This window comes from Sphingomonas psychrotolerans (assembly GCF_002796605.1).
In the GTDB taxonomy this organism is placed as follows: Bacteria; Pseudomonadota; Alphaproteobacteria; order Sphingomonadales; family Sphingomonadaceae; genus Sphingomonas; species Sphingomonas psychrotolerans.
The window spans coordinates 249,607-265,616 of the sequence record NZ_CP024923.1 but is presented as its reverse complement, the minus strand read 5'-3'; the positions used below and the strand labels follow the sequence as shown (position 1 = coordinate 265,616).

General features: G+C 64.4%; 13 protein-coding genes and 1 tRNA gene. 5 read left to right on the top strand and 9 right to left on the bottom strand.

Annotated elements, in window-relative coordinates; genetic code table 11:
* Positions 1–289: 289 nt before the first annotated feature.
* The 4 genes from CVN68_RS24365 to lon form a co-directional block, all read right to left on the bottom strand.
* The gene (locus CVN68_RS24365) at positions 290–838 is read right to left on the bottom strand and encodes a site-specific integrase (protein WP_407695526.1); all 549 of its coding nucleotides are present in this window, start codon (positions 836–838) and stop codon (positions 290–292) included.
* A gap of 577 nt (positions 839–1,415) precedes the next feature.
* Positions 1,416–1,490, bottom strand: a tRNA-Val gene (locus tag CVN68_RS01235).
* 85 nt (positions 1,491–1,575) lie between these two features.
* Positions 1,576–1,848 carry an HU family DNA-binding protein gene (locus CVN68_RS01230; RefSeq protein ID WP_077511876.1) on the bottom strand — a complete coding sequence of 91 codons (273 nt, stop codon included), beginning with the start codon at positions 1,846–1,848 and terminating at the stop codon, positions 1,576–1,578.
* Between the two features lie 130 nt (positions 1,849–1,978).
* Entirely contained in the window at positions 1,979–4,375 is a 2,397-nt protein-coding gene (gene lon / locus CVN68_RS01225) for an endopeptidase La (protein WP_100280597.1), read from the bottom strand.
* Between the two features lie 135 nt (positions 4,376–4,510).
* Here lon and CVN68_RS01220 point away from each other — a divergent pair, with 135 nt between their 5' ends.
* Together CVN68_RS01220 and CVN68_RS01215 are read left to right on the top strand one after the other, a co-directional pair.
* Positions 4,511–6,235, top strand: a complete 1,725-nt coding sequence (locus CVN68_RS01220; RefSeq protein WP_100280596.1) for a M1 family metallopeptidase — start codon at positions 4,511–4,513, stop codon at positions 6,233–6,235.
* Positions 6,235–7,320, top strand: coding sequence for a hypothetical protein (locus tag CVN68_RS01215; RefSeq protein ID WP_100280595.1), 1,086 nt, complete (start codon positions 6,235–6,237; stop codon positions 7,318–7,320). Before CVN68_RS01220 ends, CVN68_RS01215 begins: the two co-directional genes overlap by 1 nt.
* A gap of 4 nt (positions 7,321–7,324) precedes the next feature.
* Here CVN68_RS01215 and CVN68_RS01210 read toward each other — a convergent pair whose 3' ends face one another.
* The 3 genes from CVN68_RS01210 to CVN68_RS01200 all read right to left on the bottom strand — a co-directional run bounded on the left by CVN68_RS01210 (position 7,325) and on the right by CVN68_RS01200 (position 10,103).
* The gene (locus CVN68_RS01210) at positions 7,325–7,924 is read right to left on the bottom strand and encodes a hypothetical protein (protein ID WP_100280594.1); all 600 of its coding nucleotides are present in this window, start codon (positions 7,922–7,924) and stop codon (positions 7,325–7,327) included.
* Between the two features lie 135 nt (positions 7,925–8,059).
* A complete protein-coding gene (gene clpX / locus CVN68_RS01205) occupies positions 8,060–9,325 on the bottom strand; it encodes an ATP-dependent Clp protease ATP-binding subunit ClpX (protein WP_100280593.1) in 1,266 nt (421 codons plus the stop codon).
* 145 nt (positions 9,326–9,470) lie between these two features.
* Entirely contained in the window at positions 9,471–10,103 is a 633-nt protein-coding gene (locus tag CVN68_RS01200; RefSeq protein ID WP_199560172.1) for an ATP-dependent Clp protease proteolytic subunit, read from the bottom strand.
* Between the two features lie 146 nt (positions 10,104–10,249).
* Here CVN68_RS01200 and CVN68_RS01195 point away from each other — a divergent pair, with 146 nt between their 5' ends.
* Together CVN68_RS01195 and CVN68_RS22920 are read left to right on the top strand one after the other, a co-directional pair.
* Positions 10,250–11,284: an SDR family oxidoreductase gene (locus CVN68_RS01195; protein ID WP_100280591.1), complete on the top strand. Its 1,035-nt coding sequence runs from the start codon at positions 10,250–10,252 to the stop codon at positions 11,282–11,284.
* A gap of 35 nt (positions 11,285–11,319) precedes the next feature.
* On the top strand, positions 11,320–12,624 hold the full coding sequence (locus CVN68_RS22920; protein ID WP_158298646.1) for a hypothetical protein: 1,305 nt from the start codon (positions 11,320–11,322) through the stop codon (positions 12,622–12,624).
* Here CVN68_RS22920 and CVN68_RS01185 read toward each other — a convergent pair.
* Entirely contained in the window at positions 12,614–13,540 is a 927-nt protein-coding gene (locus CVN68_RS01185) for a glycosyltransferase family 2 protein (RefSeq protein WP_100280590.1), read from the bottom strand. The genes CVN68_RS22920 and CVN68_RS01185 overlap by 11 nt on opposite strands.
* 101 nt (positions 13,541–13,641) lie before the next feature.
* Between CVN68_RS01185 and CVN68_RS01180 the strand changes: the two genes are divergently transcribed.
* Positions 13,642–14,232 carry a DUF4328 domain-containing protein gene (locus CVN68_RS01180; RefSeq protein WP_100280589.1) on the top strand — a complete coding sequence of 197 codons (591 nt, stop codon included), beginning with the start codon at positions 13,642–13,644 and terminating at the stop codon, positions 14,230–14,232.
* 68 nt (positions 14,233–14,300) lie between these two features.
* Here the strand turns inward: CVN68_RS01180 and tig are convergent, their stop codons facing one another.
* Positions 14,301–15,950 (bottom strand): trigger factor, encoded by a 1,650-nt coding sequence (gene tig / locus CVN68_RS01175; RefSeq protein WP_100280588.1) that lies wholly within the window; start codon positions 15,948–15,950, stop codon positions 14,301–14,303.
* Positions 15,951–16,010 lie beyond the last annotated feature (60 nt).

The following is a 16,010-nucleotide window of genomic DNA, read 5'->3' as shown; positions in this document are numbered from 1 at the left end:
TTACTCTATCTATAGAACGGGTGCCTACTTTTTGATAGGCCAGCAATGCGCGCCATTTGGCGCACACCGCTGACACTGTCAATCCGGTTTTTGAGAAAAGTTAAGGTAAGTTTGGTGTATGTTTAGGCGTTACAGCAATTGGAAGCATTCTATAAACTTAGCGTTGTTAATTTGCTTCCTAATATCAACCTATTCCCGATCTAAATGTCACCAAATATCGCGGATTTTCTACGCGAGGCACTGGTTGGAAGGGATGATTGAAGTGTGTTCCTGTCTTTCGTCACGAACCTCACAGGCTTCCTACCTCTCGTTCCCATGATCGCCCTGCAAGCTTCCTAGCTAAGTCGGCCGGTCGAAGATGGGCGTAGCGGAAGAGCATCCGAGGGTCCCGGTGCCCGCTAATCACTGATAGCTCGACGGTGCTAAGGCCCATTTCGGCAAAGCGGCTGATGGCTTCATGGCGAAGGTCGTGAAAGTGCAGGTCCGGCATTCCCGCTCTTACGCGGAGGCGGTTCCAAGCGAGCTTCAACGACATTGGCGTCATAGGAAACACCTTAGCCCCTGCGCGCTGCATAGCTCGCAACAACGCCACTGCGGAGTCGGTGAGCGGTACAGTACGAGCATAACCCGTCTTTGTGTGCGGGATATGCGCCGTGCGCCTATCTAGATCGATATCGGCCCAAGCGAGGCTCAGCAGTTCGCCACGCCTAAGGCCTGTCTCTATCGCCAGCATGATAGCCGGACGCACCAATGCGTTTCGGGTCTTCGAAAGCGCGGCTACGAGCCTATCCAACTCGCCGGGTTGGAGCCGCCTATCCCGAGCATTCTTAACCGGCATCCGACGCACCTGAGCAACCACATTGGTCGGTAGCCCAACGCCCCACTCCCGCCGCGCTACATCGATTACGCTGTGTAGTAGGGAAAGCTCGCGGGCGATGGTCCCTGACCTTACTTCCTTCGCTCTGGCATCCTGTAGGCCGCTACAGGAGCGGACGTCAGGTCTGCCAAGGAAATATCGCAAAGAGCAGCCCGAAGCATCTTAGTGAGCCTGAGTCGTTCGGTGTCGGCGCTCAGCTTGGTGGGTGTCACTTCAACGAGGTATCGGCGAATCAGGTCGCCTAAAGTTTGGCTCCGCAATTCGCGATGGCTAACTGGTTGCCGCCCTTGATCGATGAGAGCTTCTCGTTCGCGAGCCCATCGTTCCGCCGCATCCTTAGACCGAAAGGTTTGGTATTCCGGCTCATACCCCTTGCGACGCACCTGCACGGACCATCGGCCAGCCCGTTTTCTGATAGTTGCCACTCTATTCTCCTGTGACAAGTTCGTGTCAGGAGCGGCGAGAAGCGGTTCTCTAGGTATTTGCGCCAAAGGCGAAAAAACCCCGGAAATCCTGAGATTTCCGAGGCTTCTCTACATGGTGGGCGCGGCTGGGATTGAACCAGCGACCCCTGCGGTGTGAACACAGTGCTCTACCACTGAGCTACGCGCCCATTGGCCCGGAGGCCAAAATGGAAGCGGGCCTTTAGGCGGTGCGGGGCGCGCTTGTCCAGCCCCAAGGCCCGGTTTCCGGTCAGATCAGTTGACCGAGTCCTTGAGGCCCTTGCCGGCCTTAAACTTGGGTTGGTTCGACGCCTTGATCGTCATCTCCTCGCCGGTGCGGGGGTTGCGGCCGGTCGACGCCTTGCGCTTGCTGACCGAGAAAGTGCCGAAGCCGACCAGACGAACCTCGTCGCCCTTTTTGAGCGCAGTCGAGATCGCATCGAACACTGCTTCGACTGCCTTGGTGGCGTCGCCCTTGCCGAGGCCGGAGGTGTCGGCGACCGTCCCGATCAGCTCTTGCTTGTTCATGCTGGTGGATTCCCCCTGAGTGAGTGCGTCTAAAAATGAGTCGGCGGCAGGCCGAGTATGCCAGTCAGCACGCGACCGCCACCGCTGTCAAACCCTCCACGGCGGATTTCGCCGCAAAAGTTACGCCTCCTCAATGATGAACGGCCTCGCCGATCCCCGGCACGTGCACCGGCGGCTGCGCCGCCAGCTCGTCGGCATCGGTCCAGTCAATCGCCGTGAGCGGCTCGGTGAGCGCCAGCCGCAGCACTTCATCGACATGGCTGACCGGGATGATCTCGAGCCCCTCGCGGATGTTGGCGGGGATCTCGGCGAGATCCTTCTCATTCTCCTGGGGGATCAGCACCATCTTGATGCCGCCGCGCAGTGCCGCGAGCAATTTCTCCTTCAACCCGCCGATCGGCAGCACCCTGCCCCTGAGCGTGACTTCGCCGGTCATCGCGATGTCGCGGCGAATGGGCACCCCGGTCATCGTCGAGACGATCGCAGTCACCAGCCCGACGCCTGCCGACGGTCCGTCCTTGGGGACGGCGCCCTCGGGCAAATGGACATGCACGTCCTTGCGCTGGAACAGGCTCGGCTTGATGCCATAGGTCGGCGCGCGCGCCTTGACGAAGCTGAACGCGGTCTCGACCGATTCCTTCATCACGTCGCCGAGCTTGCCGGTGGTCTTGATCGCGCCCTTGCCCTGTACGGTGACGCTCTCGATCGTCAGCAGCTCGCCGCCGACTTCGGTCCAGGCGAGCCCGGTGACCGCACCGATCTGGTTTTCCTCCTCGCCCAGCCCGTGGCGATATTTCTGCACCCCGGCATATTCGTGGAGGTTGTCCGGCGTGATCGTGACGCTGGTCTCCTTGCCCTCGAGGATCTTGCGCAGCGCCTTGCGCGCAAGCTTGGCGATCTCGCGTTCGAGCGTGCGGACGCCGGCTTCGCGCGTATATTTCTGGATCAGCGCGCGCAGGCCCTCGGTGGTGAGGGTGAACTCGCCTTCCTTGAGGCCGTGCGCCTCGATCTGCTTCTCGATCAGATGGCGTTCGGCGATCTCGAGCTTCTCGTCCTCGGTATAGCCTTCGAGCCGGATGATCTCCATGCGATCGAGCAAGGGCTGCGGCAGGTTTAGCGAGTTGGCCGTGCACACGAACATCACGTCCGAAAGATCGATGTCGATCTCCAGATAATGGTCGTTGAACTTGTTGTTCTGCTCGGGGTCGAGCACCTCGAGCAAAGCCGAGGCGGGATCGCCGCGGAAATCCTGGCCGAGCTTGTCGATCTCGTCGAGCAGGAACAGCGGGTTCGATGCACCCGCCTTGCGCAGATTGGTCACGATCTTGCCGGGCAGCGAGCCGATATAGGTACGGCGGTGGCCGCGAATTTCAGCTTCATCGCGCACACCGCCGAGCGATTGGCGGATGAATTCGCGGCCGGTCGCCTTGGCGATCGACTTGCCGAGGCTGGTCTTGCCGACGCCGGGAGGGCCGACGAGGCACAGGATCGGCCCCTTCAACTTGTTGGTGCGCGCCTGCACCGCGAGATATTCGACGATCCGGTCCTTGACCTTCTCGAGCGCATAATGGTCTTCATCGAGCACGCCCTGCGCCTCGGCGATGTCCTTCTTGAGCTTGGACCTTTTGCCCCAGGGCAGGCCGAGCAGCACATCGAGATAATTGCGCACCACCGTGGCTTCGGCCGACATCGGCGCCATCGTCTTGAGCTTCTTGAGCTCCGACGTCGCCTTGGTGCGCGCCTCCTTGGAGAGCTTGAGCGTCGCGATCTTCTGGGTCAGTTCGGCGACTTCGTCGCCATCGCCCTCGTCGCCTTCATTGCCCAGCTCGCGCTGGATCGCCTTCAACTGCTCGTTGAGGTAATATTCGCGCTGGGTCTTCTCCATCTGGCGCTTGACGCGGCTGCGGATCTTCTTCTCGACCTGCAGCACACCGAGCTCGCCCTCCATGAAGGCGAACACCATCTCGAGACGCTTGCGCGGGTCGTTCTCGACCAGCAGCGACTGCTTGTCGGAAACCTTGACCGCGATGTTCGCGGCGACCGCGTCGGCGAGGCGCGAGGCTTCCTCGAGCTCGGCCAGCTGGACCGCGGTTTCGGCGGGCAACTTGCGGTTGAGCTTGGCGTAATTCTCGAACTGATCGATCACCGAACGCATCAGCGCCTGGATCTCGGCGCCCTCGACTGCGGTCTCCTCGACAGGCTTGACCGTCGCGGTGAGGAAGGCGCCCGATTCGTCGACCGTATCGAGCGCTCCGCGCTCCTTGCCGGCGACGAGCACGCGCACCGTGCCATCGGGCAGCTTGAGCAGCTGGAGCACTTCGGCCGAGACGCCGGTGTCGTACAGATCCTCGCGGCCGGGATCGTCCTCGGCGGGATCGAGCTGGGCGACGAGGAAGATTTCCTTGTCGTCCGCCATCGCGGCTTCGAGCGCGGCGACCGACTTGTCGCGGCCGACGAACAGCGGCACGATCATGTGTGGGAAGACGACGATGTCGCGAAGCGGCAGGACGGGATAGGACTGCTTCATGAATACTCCTGGGCCCGAGCGGCCCCTGTTCTCCACTATATATGGTGCGCGCGCCAGCCGCATCAATCGTCGTGGATTGATTGGCTGCGGACTGGCGCTGCCTACGAGATCGCGACATTGAGGATCGCTCGCCTGATGGAGGTTTCTATCACCACTCGTTTTCTGCTCGCCGCCTCGGCACTCGCACTCGCCACCGCACCCGCCCACGGCCAGATCCGGCCCGGCGAGCCGCCGATCACTGCGCTGACCGAGGCATCCGGCGGGCCGATCGATCCCGAACGCGCGGCGCTGCGGCTCGAGCATGTCGATCTGGCGATCGAAATATTCCCCGAGACGCAGAAGCTCCAGGGCATCGCCACGCTGACGCTGACCACCGCTGCCCCGCAGCGCCGTCTCCTGATCGATCTCGACAAGAATCTGCCAGTCACTGCGATCAGCCTCGACGGCACGCCTCTGCCCCATTCGAGTTGGTCGAACCCCGAGGGGCGACTGACGATCAACCTGCCGAAGCCGCTCGCCGCCGGCGACCAGGCGATCGTCCGGATCACCTATGGCGGCACGCCGCACGTTGCGGTGCGCGCACCATGGGACGACGGCATCGTCTGGAGCAAAACCCCCGAAGGCAAGCCGTGGATCGCGACCACCGCCGAAGGCTATGGCTGCGACCTGTTCTGGCCGTGCCTCGATTTCCCCGCGGGCGAGCCGGCCAAGGTCGATCTGCACATCACGGTGCCCAAGGGGCTCTCCGCGCCCTCCAACGGCGTGCTGCAGAAGGTCGACACGCTCGCCGACGGCCGCACGACCTGGCACTGGCGCGCGCGCAGCCCCAACCCCTATTCGGTGGCGCTCAACATAGCGCCCTATGTCGAAATGAAGGGCAGCTATCGCAGCCGGTTCGGCAACACGATCCCGCTTTATTACTGGCATTTGCCCGGCCGTGAGGCCGGGGCGGCGGGGCTGTTCACCGAATTTGCGCCGACGCTCGATTTCTTCGAGGCCAATGTCGGCCCCTATCCGTGGTCCGACGAGAAGCTCGGCGTGGTCGAGACGCCGCACATGGGCATGGAGCACCAGACGATCAACGCCTATGGCAACAATTATGCCAAGGATGCGACCGGGTTCGACTGGCTGTTCCAGCACGAGCTGGCCCACGAATGGTTCGGCAACCAGATGTCGGCCGCCAATTGGGACGATTACTGGCTCCACGAAGGCTATGGCCAGTATATGCAGCCGCTCTACGGCCGCTGGCGCGAGGGCGAGGCGCGCTATGCGGTGATGATGGAGAAATTCCGCAACCAGATCGAGAACAAGGCACCGATCGTCTCCGGCCGGATCCTGACCGAGGAAGAGGTCTATGAGGAGGAAAAAGGCGGCCCCGGCGGCGACATCTACGTCAAGGGCGCGTGGGTGCTCCACACGCTCCGGAACCTGATCGGCGACAAGGCCTTCTGGGACGTCACGCGTCGGCTGGTCTATGGTCGCCCCGATCCGAAGCCGGGCAATTTCCAGCCGCGCTTCGCGACCACCCCCGAATATGTCGGTATCGTCAATCAGGTGACCGGCAAGGATATGACCTGGTTCTTCGACGTGTATCTGCGCGAGGCGGCGCTGCCCGAATTGCTCCAGACGCGCGAGGGCGGGCGGCTGACGCTCCGCTGGAAGACGCCGAGGGACAAGCCCTTCCCGCTTCCGGTCGAAGTGCAGATCGACGGCAAGGTCGAGACGCTGGCGATGACCGGCGGAACCGGCAGCATCGCGGTGCCGGCCGATGCGCATGTCGTCATCGACCCCGCCTCGCGCATCCTCAAGCGCTCCGAAGCAGTCGAAGCTGCGCAGCGTAGCCCGCGCCGCGGGGAATGATGGCGCGGCTCTGGCCCCTTGCCGCGCTTGCCGCATTGGCGCTCCCCGGCGCCGCCTCGGCACAGCTCTACGAAGGCAAGGCCGGCACCGCGCCGATCATCGTCGAGCTCGACGAAGGCGACGGCGCGCCGAGTGGCCGCTATTTCTATCGCAGCACCCGCCTCGACATCGCGCTCGATGGCGAACGGGGCGCGGACGGACTCACGCTGCGCGCACGGTCTACCGGCGACCGCCTTGCCCTGAAGCCGGTGGGCACGGGCTGGGCGGGAACGCTGACCACTGCCAAAGGCAAGCGGCTCCCCGTCTCGCTCGCGCCCGCCACGCCGCCGCCAGCGCCGGCGGGCGCTCCCGCGGATCTCGGCGGCTATGATCGCCTGCAGCTCGCGGGTCTACGGCTCGAGGCTGGGCCGCCCGAGCGCATCGGCACGCGCACGATCCGCTGGTACACCGAGCGCCTGACCGGAACCCGCCTGTTCCGCATCGAAAGCGGCTACGCCGCCACGGCGCTGCACAAGATCAACGCCGCGCTGAACGTGACGCAGTGGCAGCATGTCCGCAACTGGTTCGGCTGCCCAGGCTATGACGGTGGCGCGGGGATCGATTCGGACGAGGCCGGGCCAGTCTATCTCGACGATTCCCGGGTCAGCTATGCATGGCGGACCAGCTGGGGCTGTGCGGGCGCGGCGCATCCCGATTTTGGAGCGCAGGGCATCATTTACGACGCGCGTACCGGTGCGGAGATCAAGCTCGACGATCTGCTCCGCTTCGGCGAGGCGCCACCTCCGCCCGAACGGGCGGACGGATGGTATGCCTATCGCGGCACGGTGTTCGCCCCGGGATTGGTGGCACTGCTCAAGCGCCATCATCCTGCGGAGATGGCGGCTTCGGAGGCGGACGGCTGCAATTACGACGATCCGGAAGTGTGGCGCTTTCCCGAAGCCTGGCTCACCCCGGACGGTCTCTTCGTCGCCGCCTATTTTGCGCGCATCGCGCGCGCCTGCGACGCTCCCGAATGGGCGGTGATCCCGTGGCGGGCACTGAACGGTCCGGCCGCGCGAGGCTCTCCCGCGCGAGCCGGATCGTAGCAGGTCAGCTCAGCGGGCGGAGCACTCTGGCCAGCACATAGGCGAAGACGATCTGCCACGGCGTGTAGATCTTGAGCGGCTGGACGACGTCGCTCGCGAACGAATCCCCGGTCGCCCCGGTGGTGAGGTACATATAGACGCAGAAGCTGCCGACCGCGCCGAGCAGAACCGTGCCGAACGCCTCGAACGTGAGGCTCGATCCTTTGCGCAGCAACCCGAAGATCGCGCAGAGCAACAGACAGCCGCCGCCCCCGATCGCACCCCCGACGAAACCGCGCAGGAAGCCGACGCCATCGTCGCTGATGCCGCTGACGGTCATCAGCGCGACATAGTGCATCAGCGCGAACCCGCCGAAGAACACCAGAGCCTTCACGGCGCCGCGGTGATGACGCTCGTGCCAGACGAACGGCAGCCCAAACAGCGGCGTAATCCACACCGCGCCATTGGGAACGTGGAAGTAGACCACCATCGCCAACCCGACCACGTACAAGACGTGACCAAGTACCAGCCATTTGAATGTCTCGAGTGCGGCAGGGTTGAGCGCCAGGTCGAACGGCGAATGATACTCTCGCTCGTCGTCGTCGAGGATGGCAATATCGGACATACGTCACCTCTCCATCTCGTCTTTACTGCGAGAGAGGGTGCGCCTCGCGGGCGAGTCGGTCAATCGGCGCACATGCAAAAACGGCCGGAAAGAAGACTTTCCGGCCGCTTGTGCAGTGTTTGGGCAACAATAAGGTCAGGCGGCGCTGCCGGTCTTTTCCTTCTTGGCATAGATGCGGACCGGGTCCTTGCGGCCCTCGACCACGTCCTTGTCGATCATCACTTCGTCGACGCCGTCCATGCCGGGCAGGTCGAACATCGTATCGAGCAGGATCGCCTCGAGGATCGAGCGGAGCCCGCGGGCGCCGGTCTTGCGCTCGATCGCCTTCTTCGAGATCGCGGTGAGCGCGTCGTCGTTGAAGCTGAGCTTGACCCCCTCCATGTCGAACAGCTTCTGATACTGCTTGACCAGGGCGTTCTTCGGCTCGGTGAGGATCTTGATCAGCGCATCGATATCGAGATCCTCGAGCGTCGCGATCACCGGCAAGCGGCCGACGAACTCGGGAATCAGGCCGAATTTGAGCAGATCCTCGGGCTCGGTCGAGCGCAGCACTTCGCCGGTACGGCGCTCGTCGGGCGCGGCGACATAGGCGCCGAAGCCGATCGACTTGCCCTGCAGGCGATCGCCGATGATCTTCTCGAGCCCCGAGAACGCGCCGCCGCAGATGAACAGGATGTTGGTCGTGTCGACCTGGAGGAATTCCTGCTGCGGATGCTTGCGCCCCCCCTGCGGAGGGACGCTGGCGGTGGTGCCTTCCATCAGCTTCAGCAGCGCCTGCTGGACGCCCTCGCCCGAAACGTCGCGGGTGATCGAAGGATTCTCGGCCTTGCGGCTGATCTTGTCGATCTCGTCGATATAGACGATCCCGCGCTGCGCCCGCTCGACATTATAGTCGGAGGCCTGGAGCAGCTTGAGGATGATGTTCTCGACGTCCTCGCCGACATAGCCGGCTTCGGTGAGCGTCGTCGCATCGGCCATCGTGAACGGCACGTCGAGGATGCGCGCCAGCGTCTGCGCGAGCAAAGTCTTGCCGCAACCGGTGGGGCCGACGAGAAGGATGTTCGACTTGGCGAGCTCGACATCGGCACCCTTGGCGCCGTGGTTGAGCCGCTTGTAATGGTTGTGCACCGCGACCGAGAGCACGCGCTTGGCCTTCTTCTGGCCGATCACGTAATCATCCAGCACGTCGCAGATTTCCTGCGGCGTGGGGACGCCGCCGTCCTTCTTGCTGACGAGTGCCGACTTGGTCTCTTCGCGGATGATGTCGTTGCAGAGCTCGACGCACTCGTCGCAGATGAACACGGTCGGTCCGGCGATGAGCTTGCGCACCTCGTGCTGCGACTTGCCGCAGAACGAGCAATAGAGCGTGCTCTTGGAGTCGCCGCCGCTGAGCTTGGTCATTCAATCCATCCTTTACGCGCCGGACGCGTAGCCACTACCCGCCATCCTACACGCGGGTTCTCGTCCGGCAATCCATAATCCGCGCCGCCAAGCGGTTTGGCGCCGTCCGGGGGACTTGCCCACGGGCGACTATAATCCAACAATCTTAAGCAGCTGCTGCGTCTTCGGTCGGCTGCGGCCGCTTGTCGTACACTTCGTCCACCACGCCGAACGCCTTGGCCTCATCGGCCTCGAAGAAGCTGTCGCGGTCCATGACCTGCTCGATCCGCTCGATCGGCTGCCCGGTATATTTGGCATAGAGCGAATTCATCCGCGCGCGAATACGGAGAATCTCCTTAGCCTGGATCTCGATGTCCGAGGCCATGCCCTGCGCCCCGCCCGAAGGCTGGTGCAGCATGATGCGGGCGTTGGTCAGCGCGACGCGGAGACCCGGCTCGCCCGAGGCAAGCAGGAAGCTGCCCATCGACGCGGCCTGACCGATGCACACCGTGCCGACGCGCGGACGGATATATTGCATCGTGTCGTGGATCGCCATGCCGGCGGTGACCACACCACCCGGCGAATTGATGTACATCCAGATATCCTTCTTCGGGTTTTCGGACTCGAGGAAGAGCAGCTGGGCGGTGATCACCGAGGCCATATGGTCCTCGACTCCGCCGGTCACGAAGATGATGCGCTCGCGCAGCAACCGCGAATAGATGTCGAAGCTGCGTTCGCCGCGGCTCGATTGTTCGATGACGATCGGAACGAGACCGCCGGTAACAGGATCAATGGTCATCTGACCGGAAAGCGGATGCATGCGGGATTTTCTCTTGGATGTTTGCCCAAGCGCCCAACATCGGCGCTCGGGCTGCGCGGCGCAAGGGGGGAACGCAGTGAACGCGCGGCATTGCACCTGCAGCATCGTGCACCCACATCGTTACGATGGCGACATATACGGTCCTCGTGACGGGTGGCTCGGGCTTCGTCGGAAGCCATGTGATCCTCAAGCTGATCGCGGCGGGGCACCAGGTACGCACCACCGTGCGCAACCTGACGCGCGAAGCCGAGGTGCGTTCGACGCTGGCCGCGGCGGGCGCGGATGCCGGCGACCGGCTCTCCTTCGTCGCCGCAGATCTGGAGAAGGACGCGGGCTGGGCCGAGGCTGCGGCGGGCTGCGACTATGTCCATCACGTCGCTTCCCCCTTCCCTCCCGCACAGCCGAAGGACGAGAACGAACTGATCCGTCCGGCCCGCGAAGGCACGCTGCGGGTGCTGCGCGCCGCGCGCGATGCCAGGGTGAAGCGAGTCGTGGTCACTTCGTCGTTCGCGGCGATCGGCTATGGCCACGGCCAGAGCGATACGCCCTATACCGAACAGGACTGGACCGATCCCGATGGGCCGGCGGTCCAGCCCTATATGAAGTCCAAGACGCTCGCCGAGCGCGCCGCCTGGGAGTTCGTCGGACGCGAAGGCAACGGCATGGAACTGGCCGTGGTCAATCCGGTCGCCATCTTCGGGCCGGCGCTGGGCGGCGATCTCTCGACCTCGGTGTTCCTCGTCCAGTCGATGCTCGAAGGCAAGATGCCGGGCACGCCGCGCCTCTATCTGGGGGTGGTCGACGTCCGTGACGTCGCCGATCTGCATTTGCGCGCGATGACCGATCCCGCCGCGGCAGGCGAACGCTTCCTCGCGGTGGCGGGCGAGGCGATGTCGCTCCACGAGATTGCGATGATATTGCGGACGCGTATGGGCGAAGCCGCGGCAAAGGCACCCCGGCGCGAACTTCCCGACTGGCTCGTCCGGCTGCTCGCCGTCTTTGTCCCGCTGGCGCGCGAGGCGGTGCCGCGGCTGGGCATCCGCGCGAGCGCCAGCAACGAAAAGGCGCGGCGCCTGCTCGACTGGCAACCACGGTCCCGCGAAGAAGCGATCCTCGCGTCGGGCGAGAGCCTGGTCGCGCTCGGCCTGATCGAACGTTAGGGACTTTTCCACGCGCGCGCGGCTAAGATCCGGGCGTGCCTGCGCCGACCGCCGCCTCCGAACGCCGTTTCCTGCTGCTGCTCGTCGGCGCCGGCCTGCTGCTGCGCCTCCTTCTGCTCGCGACGCGCGGCGACGGGCTGACGGGCTTTTACGGCGCGGGCGAGGCGACCCGCGTGGCGCTCGCCCTCGCGCATACCGGCAGCTTCGCCGACGCTTATTATCAGGGCTATGGCCCCACCGCGCATCTGCTGCCGATAAGTCCAGGCGTGGCCGGATCCCTGTTCTGGCTGTTCGGCGCAGGCAGCGTCGCCGCCAATCTCGCGCTCCTCGCCTGGTCGTTGGCACAAACCTTCACGGGGTATCTGCTGCTCCGGCGGCTGGCGATCGCGTTCGACATGGATCCCCTCGCCGTCCGCTGGGGGACGGCCTTGCTTTGCCTGCTCCCCGTTTTCACGCCGCAAGAAACGATCGACTTCCGCTATTGGGAAGGCGCGGCGGCGCTGGCGCTGGCCGCACTCAACCTGCTTCTGATCGCGCGCGTCAATTCCCGGCGCAGCGCAAGCTCTTCCCTGATGCTCGCCGCGGCAATGCTCTCCGCACTCACCTTCTTCATCAGCCCGGCCGCCGGACTCGGCATCTATGCCTGCTGGGCGCTGGTGGCCTTGTTCCGGCTCGACTGGAAGCGCACCGCCTGGCTCGGCGCGGCCTCAGCTGCGGCACTGGCACTGCTGGTCGCGCCATGGATGCTGCGCAACGCCGCGGTCATGGGCGATCCCATTCCGCTGCGCAGCAACTTCGGCCTCGAACTGGCGATCGGTAACCACCCCGCCGCGGTGAACAGTTCCCATCCCGACGAGACCTTCGCCGCTCGCCTGCTGCAGGTGCACCCGTTTCACAGCCCCGCCGCGCGCACGGCACTCCGCGCAGCGGGCGGCGAAAGCGCCTATTCGGCCGCGCTCGGGGCCGAGGCGCGCGCATGGATCGCCGCCCATCCGACCGAATTCGCCGGGCTGAGCATCGAGCATCTCACGCAGTTCTTCGTCCCGCGTCCCTGGCAATTCTATTTCAGCGGCTGGAATGAAGCGCGACACTTGCGCGCGCTGGTCATCGGGCTGGCGAGCATCGTCGGGCTTGCCGGGCTCGCCCACGGCCTCGTGCGCCGGCGGCGCGGCTATTGGCTGCTGGCGACCTATGTCGCGCTGGCGGCGCTGCCTTATGCCATCGTCCAGCCCATCCCGCGGTACAGCTATATCGTCTGGCCGCTGCTGGTCTTTCTGGCCGCCGAGGCGGTGGTTCGCGCCCGGCAGCGTTTCCGCGGAGTCGCGGCGGTCAGTCCCTGAACGGCCCCGGCTGGGCAAGATAGGCCAGCCGCCGCATCTCGCGCCGCCCGCGCACCACGGTATCGAGGATCAGCCCGGTGAACAGGTTGAGGAAGGCGAGGATCATCAGTCCGGTGGCGAGGACCGCGGTCGGGAAACGCGGCACCAGCCCGGTTTCGAGAAAGGTGATCGCCAGCGGCACGGCGAGCAGCACCGCCATCATCGCAAAGACCGTGGCGATGAACCCGAAGAACAGCATCGGCCGCTCGATCCGGTAGAGCACGGCGATGGTGCGCGCGATCCGGAAGCCGTCGCGATAGGTATTGAGCTTCGACGCCGATCCTTCGGGCCGCGCGAAATAGCGCGTCTCGACCTCGCCCACCGGCATCTTGAGCTCGAGCGCATGGACGCTGATCTCGGTCTCGATCTCGAAGCCCGCGGAAAGCACCGGAAAGCTCTTGACGAAGCGCCGCGAAAAGACGCGATAGCCCGAGAAGATATCGGTGAAGCTGCGCCCGAACAGCCCGGCGAGAATCCCGGTCATCGTGCGATTGCCGAGAACGTGGCCGCGACGATAGGCCTCGGCCGCCTCGTGCACGCGAGTCCCGACGATCATGTCGAGCCCCTCCTCGATCAGCCGCTCGACCATCGCCGGCGCGACACTGGCGTCATAGGTCGCGTCGCCATCGGCCATCACATAGATGTCGGCATCGACATCGGCGAACATCCGCCGGACGACATTGCCCTTGCCCTGCATCCGCTCGCTGCGAACCACCGCGCCGGCTGCGCGCGCGACCTCGATCGTGCGGTCCCCGCTGTTATTGTCGTAGACATAGATGGTCGCGCCCGGGAACGCCGCGTGGAAGCCCGCGATCGTCTGCGCGATGGCCGCCTCTTCATTGTAGCAGGGCAGAAGGACGGCGATTCTGGCGTTCATTGTCCCGCCATAGGGCTGCGTTCGGCACCGTTCGACATATTTGTTCTTTGACTTTTCCCCATCCCCGCGGCGATCATTCCGGCATCGCAAGGGGGAAAGCAATGGGAATACGCGATCTTCGGATCCTGACGCTGATCGTCGCCGCGATGGTGGCGCTCGAAGCGCTTTCAACGCCAATCATATTGCTGGCCGCGGCGCTGTTTCCCGAAGGCTATATGGAAAATGTGGTCCCAATCGCCTCCCAGGTCGATTTCGCAGTGTCGGTATTCACGCTGCTGACCTACGCCGTTTTCGGCCGCTGGATCTACGTGGCGGGCCGAAATCTGGTCGAAGCGGGATACCAGGATCTGGAATTCACTCCGGGATCGCGGATCTGGTGGTTCGCGGTGCCCATCGCCAACTTCGTGAAGCCGTATCAGGGCATGCGCGAGCTGTGGAACGCCAGCCACGGCGAAAGCGACTATACGATCGGCAATGGACTGGTCGGGGCGTGGTGGGCGCTCTGGCTCGGCCACGGCTTCCTTGCCACCATCCTGCGTATCGCCGCAGGGCCGGACGCCGGCACCGGACCGCTATGGTTTCAGTCCGCCGCCGACATTGCCGTCGCTGTCGTCGCGATCATCATGCTCTGCAGCATCGCCGAAGCGCAGCGGAAGCTCGGAACCGGGCAACTGGCCGAAGTCTTCGCCTGAGCTGAAAAGCAAGGCCCGCCGCTCCGGGGTGGAGCGGCGGGCCCGATACTTTTCTGGAGCCAGAAGGCTTAGTCGGCCTTCTTCTTCGCCGGCGCCTTCTTGGCGGGCTTGGCCGGAGCCTCTTCCGCGGCTTCGGCCTTCGCGGCGGGCGCCTTCTTGGTCGCCGCCTTCTTCACCGGCTCGGCCTCGACGAGTTCGTCGCCGGGCGCTGCGGGCTCGATATCGGCCTTCTCGACCTTCTTGGGCTTGGCGGCCTTCTTGGCCGGCTCCTCGGCCTTGGCTTCGTCAGCGGCAGCCTCGGCCTTGGCCGGCTTCTTGGCCGCAGCCTTTTTGGCCTTGGGCTTGTGATTGTCGTGATCGCGAGTGTGCGTGCCGGTGTCGAAGCCCTCGTCGCTCTCGATCGCGGCTTCGAGCTCCTCGCGAGTCACTTCGCGGTCGCTGATCTCGGCCTTGTCGAACAGATAGTCGACGACCTTGTCCTCGAACAACGGCGCGCGCAGCTGGGCGGCCGCCATCGGCTCCTGCTGGACATACTGGATGAAGCGCTGGCGATCCTCGGGGCCATATTGCTGGGCAGCCTGCGCAACCAGCCGGCTCATTTCCTGCTGCGAGACCTCGACGCCGTTGGCGGTGCCGATCTCGGAGAGGAGCAGGCCGAGGCGCACGCGGCGCTCGGCGATCTTGAAATAATCGTCGCGCTCGGATTCGAGCTCGGCGAGCGCCGCGGCCGGATCGGCCTCATGCTCGGTCTCGTGGACGAGCTGGTGCCAGATCTGCTGGAACTCGGCCTCGACCATCGACGGCGGCACCGGGAAGTCATGACCTGCGGCGAGCTGATCGAGCAACTTGCGCTTCATATAGGTGCGGGTGAGACCATTGAGCTGCTGCTCGATCTGCCCCTTCAAGAGCCCCTTGAGCTGCTCGAGATCCTGCAGGCCGAGCTGCTTGGCGAAATCGTCGTCGATCTTCGTCTCGCCGGCGGTCTTCACTGCGGTGATCTTGAGGTCGAAGGTCGCGGGCTTGCCGGCGAGATCCTTCGAGCCATAATCCTCGGGGAAAGTGACGTTGATCGTCTTCTCGTCGCCGGCCTTCACGCCGACCAGCTGGTCCTCGAAGCCCGGGATCAGACGGCCCGAGCCGATCTCGACTGCCATGCCCTCGCCGGTGCCGCCCTCGAACGCCACGCCGTCGGCGGTCTTGCCGACGAAATCCATCACGACCTGGTCGCCGGTCGCGGCCTTGTGCTTGGCCGGGGCGTCGTCCCAGCCCTTCTGGTTGCTGGCGAGCTGCTGGAGCTGCTCGTCGATTGCGGCATCGTCGGCGGGGACAGTCAGACGCTCGAGCTTGAGGCCGTCGATCGACGGAGTCGGCACGTCAGGGAGCACTTCGAGCTCGACCTTGATCTCGGCATCGGCGCCGGGTGCATAATCACCCTCGAGGCTGACCGACGGCTGCATCGCCGGGCGCAGCTTGTGCTCGACGAGCAGCTTCTGCACGCCTTCCTGGATCGAGTTGTTGAGCGCGTCCTGCGCGATCGCCTCGCCGTGCATCTTGCGCACGAGATTGGCGGGAACCTTGCCGGGGCGGAAGCCGGGCATGCGGATCTGCGGAGCGACCCGCTTCACTTCGGCATCGACCTTCTTGTCGATGTCCTTGGCGGTGATCTTGAGCGTGTAGGCCCGCTTCAGGCCTTCGTTCAACGTCTCGACAGTCTGCATTCTTCAGGCTTCCAACTAGAATGGGATCGCGGCGCCGGGACGCTGATCAAGAGCGGCGGT